13 protein-coding genes are annotated in these 17372 nt (G+C 38.2%); 5 read left to right on the forward strand and 8 right to left on the reverse strand.

Annotation, left to right across the window (positions count from 1 at the left end; translation table 11 throughout):
• Window positions 1-106: 106 nt before the first annotated feature.
• Window positions 107-1495 (reverse strand): sialate O-acetylesterase, encoded by a 1389-nt coding sequence (locus IWB64_RS20085; RefSeq protein WP_194535709.1) that lies wholly within the window; start codon window positions 1493-1495, stop codon window positions 107-109.
• Window positions 1496-1615: 120 nt separating this feature from the next.
• On the opposite strand from IWB64_RS20085, the gene IWB64_RS20090 reads away from it, so the two are divergent.
• From IWB64_RS20090 to IWB64_RS20100, 3 genes are all read left to right on the forward strand, one after another.
• On the forward strand, window positions 1616-2992 hold the full coding sequence (locus IWB64_RS20090; protein ID WP_194535710.1) for a Gfo/Idh/MocA family protein: 1377 nt from the start codon (window positions 1616-1618) through the stop codon (window positions 2990-2992).
• Between the two features lie 197 nt (window positions 2993-3189).
• Window positions 3190-4302 carry a GDP-mannose 4,6-dehydratase gene (gmd, locus tag IWB64_RS20095; protein ID WP_194535711.1) on the forward strand — a complete coding sequence of 371 codons (1113 nt, stop codon included), beginning with the start codon at window positions 3190-3192 and terminating at the stop codon, window positions 4300-4302.
• Between the two features lies 1 nt (window position 4303).
• On the forward strand, window positions 4304-5389 hold the full coding sequence (locus tag IWB64_RS20100) for a GDP-L-fucose synthase family protein (RefSeq protein ID WP_194535712.1): 1086 nt from the start codon (window positions 4304-4306) through the stop codon (window positions 5387-5389).
• Between the two features lie 89 nt (window positions 5390-5478).
• Here the strand turns inward: IWB64_RS20100 and IWB64_RS20105 are convergent, their stop codons facing one another.
• From IWB64_RS20105 to IWB64_RS20135, 7 genes are all read right to left on the reverse strand, one after another.
• Window positions 5479-6630: a Gfo/Idh/MocA family protein gene (locus IWB64_RS20105; protein ID WP_194535713.1), complete on the reverse strand. Its 1152-nt coding sequence runs from the start codon at window positions 6628-6630 to the stop codon at window positions 5479-5481.
• Between the two features lie 39 nt (window positions 6631-6669).
• Complete coding sequence (locus tag IWB64_RS20110; protein ID WP_194535714.1) at window positions 6670-7482, reverse strand: sugar phosphate isomerase/epimerase family protein; 813 nt, start codon at window positions 7480-7482, stop codon at window positions 6670-6672.
• An 87-nt stretch (window positions 7483-7569) separates the two neighbouring features.
• Entirely contained in the window at window positions 7570-8376 is an 807-nt protein-coding gene (locus IWB64_RS20115) for an alpha/beta fold hydrolase (RefSeq protein ID WP_194535715.1), read from the reverse strand.
• Between the two features lie 23 nt (window positions 8377-8399).
• A complete protein-coding gene (locus IWB64_RS20120; RefSeq protein WP_194535716.1) occupies window positions 8400-9428 on the reverse strand; it encodes a sugar phosphate isomerase/epimerase family protein in 1029 nt (342 codons plus the stop codon).
• 91 nt (window positions 9429-9519) lie between these two features.
• Window positions 9520-10731, reverse strand: a complete 1212-nt coding sequence (locus IWB64_RS20125; RefSeq protein WP_194535717.1) for a class I mannose-6-phosphate isomerase — start codon at window positions 10729-10731, stop codon at window positions 9520-9522.
• A 17-nt stretch (window positions 10732-10748) separates the two neighbouring features.
• Window positions 10749-11819 (reverse strand): aldose 1-epimerase family protein, encoded by a 1071-nt coding sequence (locus tag IWB64_RS20130; protein ID WP_194535718.1) that lies wholly within the window; start codon window positions 11817-11819, stop codon window positions 10749-10751.
• Between the two features lie 30 nt (window positions 11820-11849).
• Window positions 11850-14627 carry a c-type cytochrome gene (locus IWB64_RS20135; protein WP_226975960.1) on the reverse strand — a complete coding sequence of 926 codons (2778 nt, stop codon included), beginning with the start codon at window positions 14625-14627 and terminating at the stop codon, window positions 11850-11852.
• Between the two features lie 387 nt (window positions 14628-15014).
• On the opposite strand from IWB64_RS20135, the gene IWB64_RS20140 reads away from it, so the two are divergent.
• Both IWB64_RS20140 and IWB64_RS20145 read left to right on the forward strand, forming a co-directional pair.
• Window positions 15015-15899 carry an AraC family transcriptional regulator gene (locus tag IWB64_RS20140; RefSeq protein WP_194535719.1) on the forward strand — a complete coding sequence of 295 codons (885 nt, stop codon included), beginning with the start codon at window positions 15015-15017 and terminating at the stop codon, window positions 15897-15899.
• A 156-nt stretch (window positions 15900-16055) separates the two neighbouring features.
• Window positions 16056-17357, forward strand: coding sequence for a GntP family permease (locus IWB64_RS20145; protein WP_194535720.1), 1302 nt, complete (start codon window positions 16056-16058; stop codon window positions 17355-17357).
• The last annotated feature ends 15 nt before the right edge of the window (window positions 17358-17372 follow it).

Genomic DNA, 17372 nt, shown 5'->3' on the forward strand with positions numbered 1-17372 from the left:
TAAAACCAGTCAAAAATCTAGATAATATTAAGGTCATAGTACACTTCTTATCCCACGAAATTATATGAATACCGTGCATTGAAATTAAAAATTGATTACTTACTAATTACTCACTTACAAATGCCGAGGCAGGTAAGCCGGCAGCATTAAAAAGATTGGGCTCTGCAATATTGTCCCACGCAAAACGGACATTTAAAGGCTCCTTAACTTCTTTTGAAGACAAAATAACCTTATCGTTCTTAATTATTGCTTTCGCGGGGTGGTATGCCCCATCAGGACCAGCAACTTCAAAATGGGTGACTTTTTTTCCTTTAGACATTAGTCCGGCTGAATGGTCAAAAACCACTTCAATCTTTTTTCCTTGCGGATGAATCTCCTTAAAAAGCGGACCGTAAACCTCTCCATCATAACTTTCATAGGTTTCTTTTAAGGCCAAATTAGCAAGGCGCAGACCTACATCCTGTTTATTGGTTGGATGAATATTATCTATAGTGGCAATATCACTTACGACTACCATACCAGAATTTGGTATCGTTTTCAGAATACGCCTCTGAGCATCTCTAATCAAGACCCCTTGCTCTGGTTCTTTATAGTTAAATGGAGCAATTTGAACATAATAAAATGGAAAATCGGTATTCCACGCGTCCCGCCAAGAATCTACCATTTCAGAAAAAAGTTTGCCATAAACATCAGACCTATCTCTATTAGATTCCCCTTGGTACCAAATAGTTCCCGCAATCTTAAAAGGAGTGATAGCATGTACCATTCCGTTGTATAACTGCGATGGAGAAACAGGACTCCATGGCGTTTCTTCGAGACTTTCGGCAGACTTTTTTAAATCTTCATTTTCATCAAAAACCGATTTAGGTGTCCAAACTTCGGCTGGGGAACCGCCCCAAGCATTATCAATAAGTCCAATTGGAACATTTAATTCCCCTTGTAACCTTCTTGCAAAAAAATAAGCAACTGCACTAAAATCTTTCATAGTCTCAGGAGCACAAACTTCCCAAGTACCCGGTACATTCTCTTGAGGAAAACCTGAAGTACGTCTAGCAATTGTAAAAAATCTAATGGTAGGGTAATTGGCATTTTTAATCTCCTCTTCCGCATTATCAATACCTTTGTCAGTAGTTGCACTCCACTGCATATTAGATTGGCCAGAAGCTAACCAAACCTCACCAATCATAATATTTTTAAGTACTATCTCATTATCATTACCCTTAAAATTAATTTCATACGGACCACCAGCTTCGGGTGTATCTACTTCAAGATTCCATTTGGCATCAATGGTTGTTTTTACTCTATATTCTTTATTATCCCAACTAGTAATAACGGTAACCTCCTCCCCTGTATTTCCCCATCCCCAAAGCAAAACTTTTTCATTTCGCTGCAATACCATATTGTTCGAGAATATGTTGGGAAGTTCAATCTGCGCCCATAAAGGTTGGCAAGCCAGTGTCAGTAAAAAAGCAACAATAAAAAATTTAGATTTCATATAAATGGATATTAGTTTGATCAAGATTTAAATATACCAAATTATTAAAGTACCCCAATACTATAGTGTTAATTGTAATGATTTAAATATCTTTAGGAAGCGAACAGAACAAAAAAACCGATGCACAAAAAAATTAGCTCTATAACCAGAAGAAATTTCATTAAAGGGACCTCTAGTCTCATGGCGTTATCCACATTTGGAGCGTACGGCCTAGACTTTACAAATAGAGAAAAACCATTACGTGTAGGACTGATAGGAACGGGATGGTACGGTAAAAGTGACCTTTTTAGGCTTATCCAAGTAGCTAATGTTGAAGTAGTTTCCCTATGCGACGTAGATCAGCATATGTTAGAGGAAGCAGGGAAGCTAATCGCACTAAGGCAAAAATCAAAAAAAAAGCCCCGTCTCTACGCCGACTATAAAAAGATGCTTGCCGAAAAAGATTTGGATATCGTATTAGTAGGAAGCCCAGACCATTGGCATGCGCTACAAGGCATAGATGTATTGAAATCCGGAGCTCACCTCTATCTTCAAAAACCTATAAGTGTAGATGTTATGGAGGGAGAAGCTTTAGTCGCAGCTTCAAACAAATATGGAAAGGTGGTTCAAGTAGGTACTCAAAGAAAGAGTACACCTCATTTAGTAGAGGCTAAAAAGAATATCGTAGATGGCGGTTTATTAGGCAAAATCTCTCATGTAGAAATTTGTTGCTATTATCATATGCGAGCCAACGGTAACCCTTCTGTTCAAGAAGTGCCCGATTTCTTCAATTATGATATGTGGACAGGCCCTGCCCCATTAAGACCATTTGACGGATTACCTCATAGAGGTTGGTGGCGTGCTTTTATGGAATATGGAAACGGAATAATGGGAGATATGTGCGTTCATATGTTAGATACAGTGCGATGGATGCTGGATTTAGGATGGCCGAAGAGAATAAGTTCTACAGGCGGTATTTATGTTCAAAAAGATGCGAAATCCAACATTGCCGATACACAAACTGCCATTTTTGAATTTGATGAATTAGATTGCGTTTGGAACCACAGGTCCTGGGGAACATCCTCTGACCCAGAATATCCATGGTCCTTTAAACTCTATGGAGAAAAGGGAACACTTTCTGGAGATGTTATGAAATATGATTTTGTTCCAATAGGCAAAGGCGAAAAAATTCACGGAGATGTTATCTACGAAAGAGAAAAATACCCAGAAGATTTAACCGAAAAAGGTATTGAACTTCATGCCGCCCCTGCAACAAGAGCTCACATGTTAGATTTTTTATCGGCCATAGAAAATGGAACGCAACCAATAGCTAACATTCAACAAGCACATATATCCACTGCCAGTTGTATACTTGCCAATATGGCAATGAAACTTGAAAGGCCTTTAGTCTACGACCAAAAACAAATGATAGTAGTGAATGACCCTGAAGCCACCAAATTGCTACAACGCAGTTATAGAGAAGGCTGGGAACATCCTCTTCCGGGGATGTTTAAATAAATACGAAATCGAGTTGATTTTTTACTAATTCAATTTTTGACATAAACCTAAGATCTTAATAAGGCTTTCTCAAAGTATGTACCTTACAACGATAATATCCTCATTTTTAAATAATTTTAAAGCTGATGTTACTCATGTAAGAATATAAATCGGCATCTTTGCGCAAGTAAATAAAAAAACCATTAGAACTCGGCATTATGAAAAAATGTTTGATTACAGGAATTACAGGACAAGATGGAGCATACTTGGCTGAATTTTTATTAAAAAAAGGATATCAAGTTCACGGACTTAAAAGAAGATCCTCTCTTTTTAATACTGATCGAATTGACCACTTATATCAAGATCCACATGTTGAAGGTAGAAACCTTCATCTTCACTACGGTGACATGACGGATAGTACCAACCTTATTCGCCTTATAAAGGAAATAGAACCGGACGAAATTTACAACTTGGCGGCAATGAGCCACGTTGCGGTATCTTTTGAGACTCCAGAATATACTGCAAACGCAGATGGTATAGGTACTTTACGTATTCTAGATGCTGTACGTCTTTTAGGTCTGGAGAAAAAAACCAGAATCTATCAGGCTTCAACTTCTGAACTATACGGAAAGGTACAAGAAGTACCTCAATCGGAAACTACCCCGTTTTACCCTCGTAGCCCTTATGCTGTTGCAAAAATGTATGCCTATTGGATTACAGTAAACTATCGTGAGGCTTACGGAATGTATGCTTGTAACGGTATACTTTTTAACCATGAATCTCCTATTCGTGGGGAAACTTTTGTAACTCGTAAAATTACAAGAGCTGCTTCTAGAATTGCATTAGGTCTTCAAGACAAGATATACTTAGGTAACCTTGACGCTAAAAGAGACTGGGGACACGCAAAAGATTACGTAAGAATGATGTGGATGATTCTTCAGGCCGATGAGGCAGAAGATTGGGTAATTGCCACTGGTAAAACCACCACTGTTCGTGATTTCGTAAAAATGAGTTTCGCCCATGCAGGTATAGAAGTTGCATTTAAAGGTGAAGGTGTCGATGAAGTAGGAACTGTAGTTTCTTGTAGCAACCCTGATTACCAAGTAGAAATAGGAAAAGAAATTGTTTCTGTAGACCCAAGGTACTTTAGACCTACAGAAGTTGATTTACTTATTGGTGATCCAAGCAAAGCAAATAATAAATTAGGATGGATTCCTAAATACGATTTGAAAGATTTGATCGAAGATATGATGCAAAGCGATTTAAAATTGATGAAGAAAGACACTTACTTAAAAGAAGGTGGCTACAGAATCATGAACTATTTCGAATAGTATGAACAAGGACGCAAAAATTTATATTGCAGGACATAGGGGTCTTGTTGGTAGCGCCATTCTTAAAAAGCTGAAAGCAGAGGGTTTTTCTAATTTTGTATTGAAAACCCATGCTGAACTTGATTTGATTGATGCTAGCGCTGTCGCTTCATTTTTTGCCGAAGAAAAACCTGAATACGTTTTTCTTGCTGCGGCTAAAGTGGGTGGTATTGTTGCCAATAACACCTATAGGGCAGATTTTATTTACGCTAACCTTATGATTCAGAACAACATTGTTCACCATAGTTACGTGAACAATGTGAAAAAACTTCTGTTTTTGGGTAGTACTTGTATTTACCCAAAAGAGTGTCCGCAACCCATGAAAGAAGATTATCTTCTTACTGACACTTTAGAATATACTAACGAACCATACGCTATCGCAAAGATTGCAGGTATTAAATTGTGCGAGAGCTACAATTTACAATACGGAACAAATTTTATTTCCGTAATGCCTACCAACCTTTACGGTCCTAATGATAATTTCGATTTAGAGAAGTCGCATGTATTGCCTGCTCTAATTAGAAAAATGCACTTAGGTAGAGCGTTGGAAGCTCAAGATTGGGACAATGTTCGAAAAGATTTGAACGAACGTCCAATCGAAGGTGTAGATGGTAAATCTAGTGAATCTGATATCTATACAATTCTTGAGAAATACGGTGTAAAAAAGACCGGTGACAAGATGAGTGTGGAGATTTGGGGAAGCGGGAAGCCTATGCGTGAGTTTCTGTGGTCAGAAGATATGGCCGATGCATGTATTTTCATAATGAAAAGTAGAGATTTCAAGGACACCTATAATTCCGGTGAAAAAGAAATTCGTAATACCCATATCAATATTGGTACAGGTAAGGATCTTTCCATTCGCGAATTAGCCGAATCAATCAAAAATATGGTTGGTTTTGAAGGTTCTTTAAATTTTAATGCTGATAAACCTGATGGCACAATGAAGAAATTGACAGATGTCTCTAAGCTTCATGGTCTAGGATGGAAACATAGTATTGACCTTAAAGAGGGTATAGAAAAGATGTACAGTTGGTATCGTTCAAAATAATAACTGATAAATATTTTTTAAATAAAAATCCCGCTAAACTTAATTGTTTAGCGGGATTTTATTTTGATAAAGAATTTGAAACTACTTTTCTAAACTAATCCAGTGTCTTTCCAGCTTTTAGAATTGGCCGAGTTAATTACTGCTTCGCAAACTTTTTGAGTCATTAGAGCATTTTCAAAACTAGGCTCGCAAGGCTCTCCTGTTTCCAAACTTTTTAGAAAATCGGCTACTTGATGTACAAAAGAATGCTCGTACCCGATAGACGTACCTGGAATCCACCACTTATCCATATAAGGTTGATCACTGTCTGTAATTAGTATTCTCTTCCATCCTCTAACTATAGCATCATCTGCATGGTCATACATTTCAAGATAGTTCATATCATGCAAATCCCACCTCAGCGAAGCATGTTCTCCGTTTATCTCCAGCGTATTCAAAGCTTTATGACCACGAGCATAACGAGTAGCCTCAAAAAGACCTAAAGCTCCGTTCTCAAAGTGACAATGAAAAATACATGCGTCATCTATGGTCACTTTTTGAACTTCCCCAGTTCCTTGGTGTACGCGTTCCTTAATAAAAGTCTCAGTAACTGCAGACACATCTTTTATTGCACCATTCAGCCACATGGCACTATCAATACAGTGTGCCAAAAGATCTCCCGTTACCCCAGAGCCTGCTGCTTCGGCATCCAAACGCCATAAAGCTTCACCGCCTTGTGGTAATTCAGGATTGATGGTCCAATCTTGTAAAAAGTTGGCCCTGTAATGGAATATCTTGCCCAACTTACCCGAATCTACAATTTGCTTGATTAGTGTTACAGCTGGAATACGACGGTAATTATAAAATACGGTGTTGGCAACACCTGCTTTTTTAATAGCATCCACCATAGGTTGCGCTTCTGCTACAGAGCGTGCCAATGGTTTTTCACATAGTACCATTTTACCTGCTTCTGCTGCGGCAATTGCAATATTGGCATGCATATCATTAGGAGTACAGATATCAACGGCATCAATATCGTCTCTGGCAATAACTGCTTTCCAATCTGTTTCATAAGATTCAAAACCCCATTGCTCAGCAAAAGCCTTCACTTTTTCCTCTGTCCTGGCACACACCGTTTTTAAGACCGGGCGATATTCAAGTTCAGGGAAAAAATCACCGCTACGCTTGTAGCCATTTGTGTGCGTCCTCGCCATTAAACCAGTTCCTATCAATCCTATACGGAGTTCTTTTTTTTGTGCCATTCTACTATAATTTTAAGTTTAAAAAATGTTCATATTTGTTTATATCAAAGGCCTTAAGACCTCTTCTATGTAAATACCATCTTTTAAAGTAATCCCATCTGGATCTGTAATTGCAGCATCACATTCGTCCTCTACAATTATCCATCCTTCAAAATCGGTTTCCTTTAAATAAGATGTTATTCCTTTAAAATCAATAATACCATCACCCATTGCAGCCCATTTACCGTTATCGTACATATCTTTATAATGTACACAATTAACCAGTTCACGATACTGCTTTATAATAGGTAAAGGGTCCATACCGCCTTTGGCCATATGCCCCACATCTGGTGTGTATTTAACCACCTTACTATCCAGACCGTTCAACAAAATTTTATAATCCTCTTCTGTCCTATAGATAGAACCCATTGGAGAGTTTGGGTGATAAGAGCATACCACGCCTTCCCCGGCCGCTCTGGTCGCAATTTCATTTACACAAGTCAACAAATTCTTTTGCCGCTCTTGTAGATGCTCACGATTTTGTCCAGGCATTTGTACTAGCAACAGTATGGCTTCTGGAAAATACTTCATGAACTCGATCCACTGATCCGCATTTCTTTTCTCCGCATCGGTTTCCTTTGGATTTCTCCAATCTTCAACATGACATAGAACAGACAATTCAATATTATTTTTATCTAAAGTTTCTTTAAAAACTTTTGGATTTGCAAACCCGTTCATAAAACCTGTATCAGGCTCAATACCTTTGAATCCTGCTTTTGAGGTTACCTCTATTATATGGTTTAAATTATTTTTATATTTTTCCCCGGACATTGCCCAAGTATAGGTCTCGCAACCAATTTTTATTTTTGACATCGTTGTATTATTTTTAGTTAAGATTGGATTAGCCATTTATTCCAAAACGATATGGATTACCCGCAAACGTTCTGGCAATAATCTAACTTAATAGTTGGCTTTTAACCAGTTCAATACTCTTGGATTGAAATCATCCAATTTTTCCCAATGGAAAGCATGACCTGCATTATCATAAAGATGAAGTTCACTATTGGAAATCCCATCGGACACCTCACGTACCATCCATTCTGGCACGAACATATCTTGCTTACCTCCTATTACAAGTGTAGGCGATTTTATTTGTGATAATTGTGCTACCACATTGTGGTTGATACAGGCTTCCGCCTGAGCTTCCAATCCATGTAAGGGTTGTTGTATAGCTTCTAGAGCTGCTCCTTTTTGCCCGCTTACCAATCCTTCATATTCAGCATCATCATCAAAAGTAGGCTTGTCAAAAATTAACAACTGCATGAAATTCGCGAACTGCTCCGGTCTTAAATGTGCTTTTATATGCGTTATATGCCTAAAAATAGCTTCTCCTTTTCTATCGCAACTTGCCCAAGGGCACATTGCCACCATAGCTGAAACCTTTTCAGGATGTCTTATCGCCATCTCTAAAGCTATTGCTCCACCCATAGAGACACCAACAACGGCAGCATTAGGTATGCTCAAAGCTTCTAAAAGTGCTGCACTATCATCGGCCATTTCAGCCGTAGTATAAGGTCCTTCCGGCTTATCGGACAATCCTACCCCACGGTTATCAAAAAGAATACATTGGTATTCTTTTTCCCAATGAGACACGTGCTTTTCCCAAACTGCCGATGCAGCTGTAATTCCCATAATCAAGAGTAAGGGTTTACCTTCTCCTCTTATTTCATAATATAACTGAACTCCGTTAACTGTAACAAATGACATAGTTTATATTTTTCGTTTGTTAGTTAACTCCATCCATGTAATTCGCGAACCTTGATAAGGGTTGCCAAAATATCATTCCAAGTCTGTTGTTTCAGCATCACATCATTATCAAACATGCAACCATCCCAACAAATATGCTTAACAGCTTTTGTCAATTTTCCATCTCCATCTCTTAACCAGAATCCGGCATCGTTGGCAACATCTAATTTGCCATTAGGATCAGTGGCCAAGCAGTGACGGCCCGTTTTATCATGCGATCCAGTTCCATGAGCTGTACCATCATTCTGGGCAACATGAAAATCTATAGTCCAAGGTCTTAATGCATCTGTAACTGTTTTCAATCCAGCTTCCAAGGCTTTTCTATCCGACCAATCAAAATCCTTAGGCAGAATTCTATCCTCTGGCGCGTTATACCCCAATAGGTAAAGTAATGTATGAGACATATCTGCTTGAAAACCTATATTTGGTCTATCAACAGCTTCCAAGGTTTCTACCATAGCCTTCCAACTATGCATCCCTCCCCAACATATTTCTCCTTCTGCAGCTAATTTTTCATCATAATCGGCAGCTACATCGCAAGCCTCACGAAACGTTTTAGCTATCAACTTGGTATTATTTACTGGATCTTTAGCCCATTCTTCTGGACTTGAAGCAGAATCAATTCTAATTACCCCATATTGTCTTACGCCATGCTCTCGGAAAATCTTACCAAAATGACATGCTCTTTGCACCATAGCAACAAAGGTCTTACGATCCTCATCTGAACCTAAGGTGGGCCCGCCCCAAATAGGTGCTACCAAAGTGCCAATGTTCAAATTTCGACCAGCGACTTTATCCGCCAGTCTTTTAATGTCATCATCAGAACTATGAATATCAACATGTGGATCAAATAGCCCAATATCTATTCCGTCAAACTTAATACCGTTCACTTCTGCATTTGCAGTCATATCAAGCATCTGGTCAAATGAAATAGGCGGTTCTGAATCTGGTCCTTTACCTACGATACCAGGCCATGAGGCATTGTGGAGTTTTGGAAAAGCGTTGTCTTTCATACTTCTGTTCTTTTAAATTAAACGTATCAACTTTTTAAATTTAGCATATTTTTAAACGTATAAAATACACTTGCTCTAAAATACGGTTTATTTATAATTTAAGGTCAGGATTTTTAGGTCCAAAGTGTTTTAGCATTACAATAGGGTCAGTTTTACTATGATTTACAATAGTAACACCTTCTTTTGCAGCTTTCTCAGTCACAAAATATTCATCATTGGTTAATTGTCCGTATCTAATAAGGGATGGTGTTTCAATATCCCAAACACCCATCTTACCATGCCCTTGCATCATGATCATTCCGTAACAGGCATTATCTTTTATGTTTACCGTTTGCCCTGGCAATACAGTTAATTCTTTAGCACTAAAGGCATCGGAGCGATAACATATCCATTTATCAACATACCCTTCTGCTTCCATTTTTTCAAGCGGTTTTACGGGAACAGGTCTCATAAAACGTGTTTCCAACATATTCGGATCCGTATTCAACTCCCAATCTATTACCTCCATAAGCTGGTCAAAATCGCCCATTCTATCTTCTGGGGTTCCGTTCCATAATAGTACTTCTGGAATAATAGCTTCGTTCACCAAAGACTGGTACATAGCAAAAACATCTGATGCTTTTTGTGGTTCATAGGTACACATACTACCTGGTGCATGAAGCATTCCTGGTGGTACATCCCAACCAGTTCCCGGCTCCAATCTAAAAGCTGATGAAAAGTTAGTAATCTTATTATCTCCTTTTGTAAAATTCTTTAGACATTCTTTTATTTCGTCTTTGGTAGTCCCAGGCGTTATTCCAAAGAAAGTATATGGAAAATCGCCTCCATGATTGTTTACCTGAGGTGGGAAATAATACGCTTCCGGTTTTCCTTTTTGACCAATTTTAGCTGCATGCTCGTCATTATGGTGAATGTGATGTGGCAACGGCCCCATGTTATCAAAAAACTTGGAATACATAGGCCAACTTTGATACTCGTCCCAAAGACGGTCACCAATAATTTCACCTTTCAATTCATCAATAACATCTTTTAAAAGAATCTGTATTTCTTTACCGTCTTCTTCTAGAACAACTGGACTTAAACCTTCATTCTTTCCCGTCAACGGACCATTTTCAGCGGGAGTAGTTGATGAAAACCAACGTTCATCTATACCGCCACGTTCTCCACCCAAAACGTAATAATCGTCTGGGTGCAATTTTATTCTTCTACCCGGAACACAAAAAGAACGTGGTACCCATGTTGGCGCCAAACGTAAAATTCCTTGCCCCTGCTCCAATGCTTTTTTAGCTGATGAATTTGCCATACTACTCAATATTTATTTTATAAAAAAGATGTTATAAATGATTTTATTTTTTCAGGTGATAGCACTTCTAATTCCAGTGAATAGCTCCTACTTTCATTTGGTTCCAACAAAATAAGAGTACCTTTTTCTCTTGCTCTTTTTTGTCCAATAGGTGGATTTGTTGCTGGTTCTAGGGCTGTCACATATTCATTTTTACCCCAATGCTGCCAATTAATCAACCAAGGCAATTGTTTTTTAGGAAAACGAAGTGCTACGGCTAAATTCAATTTTTCGTTATAGATGCCGCAATTGCAATTTCCTTCTGTATCCTCTTCTGTATCAATAAATGCCACATCCTCACCCGTTCCGGAATGCGCCTCCATAGGCTCAGGGCATTTTCGAAAATTAACTTCTTCCTTAAACATTTTTTGTTTAGAATCCGGTGTCGGGGATTCCCAATTTCCTTTCCAAAGTAAATCGGTGCCTTCATCTATTAAAGGCCAACCAAAATTCACATGATATAAAAGCATATGTGGCGCCTTTTGATTTCCACGATTAATTACCTCATCGTGTATCCTAATTTTAGCTTCACCCAATTTACCAGAAATAGTTCGCTTCAATTCCAATACAGGCCCAAAAACTTGACTTTCTCGGATGATACCCGTTATGCTCATTTCCATTTTTCCTGCAGCTGGATCTGGTTGAACAATGGTGGTTATTTCTGCAGTTGTATTGCTAATAAGACCATGCAGGCCTCTTGTTCCGTGCTCATCTTCCTCTGGCCCACCCACATGCGAGAGTCCGCAGGTAGTTAAAAGTCCACCGCCAAAATTCCGTATCCAACTCATTCCCTTATCAGAAAATCGCTCGGGAGAAACAACTCCTGTTTGACTCAACCAAGCCAAACTATATTCATTATAAAAAGCATCTGCAATATCCATCCCACGGTCAATAACAACCTTGTAACGAAGTCCAGTACCTGTATTAATCCACGCAATGCGTGTTCCACGCCCCAATCCATTATCCAAAACAGAAGTCTCAACACCACCCACCTGAGTAGTGTTGCCTATTTTGTCTTTTCCGTTACGTATAAAATTTTCTGTGGACATTAATAATTTAATTCTGATCTTTTGACTTATTTATTCTTTACTGAAAACCTCATTTTTTGCATCGCCACCAGAAATAAGGTACGCCAATAAATCCTTAACCTCATCATCACTCAAACGATTAATACTACCCGGTGGCATCAAGGAAACTGAAGACATCTTCATTTCCGTTACATCTTCCTTAGGAATAGTTCTTAGAATGTCCGGTGCATACGGATTCTGAGAAACTTTATAATCAGCTCCTTCTTCACTGATCAATCTACCTACTATAGAGTTTCCATCTTTTAAAGAGAAAACAGTTGTGTTATATTGGTCTGAAATAACATCACTTGGATTTATAATTGCCCTAAGAATATCTTCCGGCGAGAACCGTGTTCCGACTTGAGACAACTCTGGGCCTATGTTCTGACCTTCGCCACGCATACTGTGACAGGTGATACAATTGGTAGCCAAAAACATATTTCTACCCGTTTCAAAATTCTGGTTATTTAAACCATCAACTAACAAAGGTGCAATGTCTTTTTCTTCCCATCTCTTGCCTGGGCCTTTTGGTTGAACCGCACTCGAAGCCAATTCGTTTCCTGACTTACTTAGTAAAGAATCACCAGACATTTGATTGTAAAATTCCTTTTTATTTGCAACAACATGGGTCAAGGCCTTTTTCCTAGCTTTATCTATGAAACCAATATAGCTGCGCCCAGCTTTAAATGAAAAGGCTTTGTAAAACCACTTAAAATATTTTTCCCTTAATTCCGGCGTCCAACCTGTTGTAGCATCCTGTAGAACCAGACCATAATAGGTATGCTGTGCCAAAGGCATATTTTTTAATGTTTCTGCGATATCCATTCCGTATTGCGGATTTCTGAGAATTAAATCAGCTGCCTCCGTAGCCGTATTTGCCATTACAGAAGCGTTTTCTCCCTCTTCAGATTCCAATAAAGCAAGTGTTTTTGACACTACGGAAGCATCATCTACAAACACCAATGTTTTACTTAATAATTGATTCAGCACATCTGTATCTGCCGGATAATGAGCTGAAAGATATGAACTGACTTTTCTTTTAACATCAGCATTCGGTTTTCCGAATCGTGACAATGTAAGTTCGATAGCACGAACTAAGTCTACCTGATTTTGCTCAGAAAGGCTTACATAATCTATGTTAACGAGTGAATTAATTACTCTGCCCTGTTGACTTTTATCCCCCTGTCTTGCCAAAGCAACTGCTCCTTCTATTTTCCTTACTGCATCAGTCTCTTTATATACCTTATCTTGCCAGCTACTCACCGGTTGATGCTCTACAGCAATACGAGCCGCATACTGAATAAACCGATCCTTACTATTTAAGTAAGGCCAAGCAAATTCCAATGCTCCATCTTGTGGTGCACCGTGATAAGTCTCTAGTTTTTTACGGATTTCATTTTCCGCTGTTTGTTCTAAATCCTTAACACTACCAGCTAATTCTTCTTGATTATTATAAAATACGCGGTACAAATCAGATTCTAACCTACGTCCGCCAGTCATAAAATATAGGGCTCCATCAGGTCCTATAACGCCGTCCGTTAATGGCAGTGGAATGCCCGATAAAAATTCTTCCTTCTCGCCACGGTAAGATGAACCTTCGGTTTGCATCTCAATGGCATAAATAATACCGAAACTCCAATCGAAAGCATATATACTATGTTGATATTTCTCAGGGAATTTAGACCCTCTTCCTGACAATACATTGGTTGGTGAACCTTGACCTATATTTAATACAGGAGGCAGATTATCAGGATACGCCGCAGACCATTTTCCGTTGCCCGTTCGCCATCCAAACTCGGCTCCACTGGTAACATGGCAGATTCGTGTTGGCCGATACCATGGCATACCCAAATCCCATTCCATATCCGAATCGTAAACAAACATATCTCCCAATTCATTAAATGCCAAATCGAACGGATTCCTAAAACCAGAAGCTATTAGTGCCCAGTTCTCTCCTTCTGGATTAAGTTTTGCCACCCATCCCCCTGGAGCTCCACGATCATTGGCGTGACCACGTGGGTCTTTAATTTGAGGAAAAAGATTATCATCTTTCCAATTACTAGGAAGATGGTATTCATCCATTTCCGGTAAATCTGTGTGGTTACCAGCAATTACGTAAAGCGACTTACCATCAGGAGATAACACTATACTATGCGGACCATGCTCCCCCGCTCCATTCAAAGATTTTAGAAGTGTTATTTTATCATATTGATCATCATTATCTGTATCCTGTAAACGATAAAGCCCACTTGTCTTTTCAAATTCATCACTACCTGTATGGTTTACCATAACATATAGACTGTTAAAAGCATACAATAACCCTTGGGCATAGCCCATTTGTATAATTGAATCCGCAACCTGAGTACCGGTCTGAATTTTTAACTTTTCTATTTCTGGCACAAGGTTATCCGAACCTATTGGAGCAACTTCCATACGGTACAATGTACCATACTGATCAGAAGTAATTAACCTACCCTTATTATCAAAAGTCATGGCAACCCAAGACCCCATGTTATTATCTCCGGGACTATATAAATGTTCCGCACTAAAACCTGGTTGCAGTTTAAGCTTTGCTATTTTAGGGTTTTCTGACTTAGCATTTGCACTTTCCTTTTTTGTATCGGTTGTACAGGAAGTTGCTAAAACTAAAACACAGGAGAGAAAGAGAAATAACTTATAAATTTTCAACGTTTTTATGGCCATATCTTCGTTTTGTTTTAATAGAAATACATTGGTCAAAACCAATAAATCCCCTATTCTGAGTTGGTTTGAATGAGAAGCATTAGTCATTTTTAATTAACAATCTATGCTTCTAAGTGTTTAAAACTAATGAAGCATTTTTTGTTTACTATCCTGTAGTGTGCTGCTCAATTGGAGCTGAAAAAGTTAAAAAAGAGACTATTTAACTGAATATCATCCTCCTAGACAAAAACGACATAACTTCTTAAATTTATCACCACTTTATTATGAGCTATTACTATAGTAATGAACCTTGGAATAATAGATTTAAATGTAATTTCAATCTACACTATTCTATCTCTAAAAATTAATAATCATCAATAATTCAGGTAATTTTATATCTTTATAGAAATTTTCTTCTTATAAAAAAGAGATTTTCGAAATTTTGAGAAGCCTTCTTTTGACTTTTAAATCGAGGAAATAAAAAAGAAAGAGACTATGAAGCTGACGTACAAACAAACCGAAAAACGACCTGAAAATTCCTTTTTAGCTCGACAAGATCGATTGCCCTGTATTGAACAGAATTGGCATTTTCATAAAGAATTAGAGTTAATCTACTTTATAAAAAGTAGTGGGACTCGTTATGTAGGAAACTCTATTGGAAGTTTTGCTCCTGGTGAATTGTATCTTATTGGCAGCAACATTCCACATCTGTTCAAAAATCATAAAGAGTATTACAATGACCAGCAAGAAGCTGAAGCTGTTAACCTAATTGTCATAAAATTTGAACCCGATTTTTTAGGAAGTGAGTTTCTAGATTTAACGGAATCAAAACGTTTAAAAAGTCTTATGCAACGTGCAGACCGAGGTGTAAAATTCTCTGCATCTGCAACATACATGGTTCACAATCTTATTTCCGGACTTGTTGGCGACCAGGGTTTATCTAGCATCGTAGGGCTTTTGAAAATTTTAGACACCTTATCTATGAGTGAAAATTATGAATCGCTATGCTCTGAAGTAATTGCCAATACTTACAACAGCAACGAAAAGGACAGAATGCGTAAAATCATAAATTTTCTTACCGAAAATTTTGAAAAGAAAATAGAATTAGAAGAAATTGCATCCATAGCGCATATGACTCCAAATGCCTTCTGCAGGTATTTCAAAAAGAAAACCAGAAAATCTTTTACGCAGTACTTGAACGAAATTCGTTTACGCAATGCTTGTAAACTTTTAATAGAGGGAGAAATGCAAATTTCCACCGTTTGCTACCAATCCGGTTTTAATACGCTTACCAATTTTAACAGGCAATTTAAAGCCTTAATGAATATCACCCCAACAGAATACATGCAAAAATACAATGAGCGGAAAGAGATGGTATAAGCCAAATTAAATGCTCTTGTCTCATGTTTGAGTTCTCTTAAAAATATAGGAAGGTTATAATAGTGCCTACAATGGTTAATACACGCATTTTTACGAAGGTATATTTCAATTATTTTTGTTTGGATAGCCTTACCGACCTAACTTTAATATGACCGCGTGACGAGCCTTTTATTCTTACTTCTTTGTATTGTTTTGCTCATTGTTGCGGTAACCGTATTTAAAGTACACCCAATTCCTGCATTACTTATTTCAGGATTGATTTTAGGGCTAACCACAGGTAGTTCTGTGGAATTGGTTACCGATAGTTTATTGAGCGGTTTTGGAAACACCCTAAAGTGGATTGGCCTTATTATTCTATTTGGCACTTTATTGGGTGAAATTCTGGCTCAAACCGGTGGCGCAGATGTGATAGCTCTTACCATTATAAATTTATTCGGCACAAAGTATCTTCCATTGAGTGTGGCCGTAATCGGTTTTTTAATTGGTATACCCGTTTTTATGGATGTTGCCTATTTAACCTTATTACCAACCATATTCGTCCTTTCAAAAAAATCTGGCCATTCCGTTCTTACTTTAGGACTTTCTTTAGCTATTAGTCTTACGGTTGCTCACGCATTAATTCCACCAACACCCGGTCCACTTGCTGTTGCGGCCATTCTTGAGATTAATATTGGAGACATGATTCCCATTAATATTGTGGTAGCCTTAGCAGCAATAGCTGGAGGTTTACTGTGGATAAAACTCAACAAGACAAACCTTGCCCTTAAATTACCCGAGACAACTATTGGTGAGGCATCAAAAGTAAAAGAGCTTACTGGTTTCAAAAGAATATTACCTTTTGCCGCTTTATTAGTACCTCTATTTCTGATGTCCATAGGCACTATTTTTCCATCGGAAAACGGATTTATCACATTTATTAAAAACCCAGTATGGGCACTTCTTATAGGTGTACTCTTCGCACTCCCTTTACTTCCTAGAAAAGATTTTTCTACCCGTTTGAATACATTCTTTAAAACTTCGGGAGAGAAATCAGCTATTGTCATTCTTATAACCGGTACGGGTGGTGCTTTCGGACAGGTAATTAAAGACACGGAAATAGTAGGTTCAATGTTTTCCGATGTAGGTGATATTGCAGCTATGGGTGTAGTTATTCCATTTTTATTGAGTTTTCTTTTTACTACAGTTACAGGATCAATTACAGTTTCACTTATCACTACGGCCTCTATTGTTGCTCCATTAGTTTCTAATGGCACCCTGCACCCAACGTTTACCGCTGCGGCAATTGGTGCTGGTTCTCTTGGGATTATCCACGTAAACAGTAGCTTCTTTTGGTTGTTTAAAGAAGTACATGAGGTTTCTGTATCACGGTTACTAAAATCTTTCAGCCTATTATCCGGTGTGGTGGCTTTAAGTGGAGGACTTCTTGTGCTGGCATTATATTATTTTAGCGAACTCTAAGCTACCCACAACTCG

Source organism: Zobellia nedashkovskayae (assembly GCF_015330125.1).
GTDB classification, from domain to species: domain Bacteria; phylum Bacteroidota; class Bacteroidia; order Flavobacteriales; family Flavobacteriaceae; genus Zobellia; species Zobellia nedashkovskayae.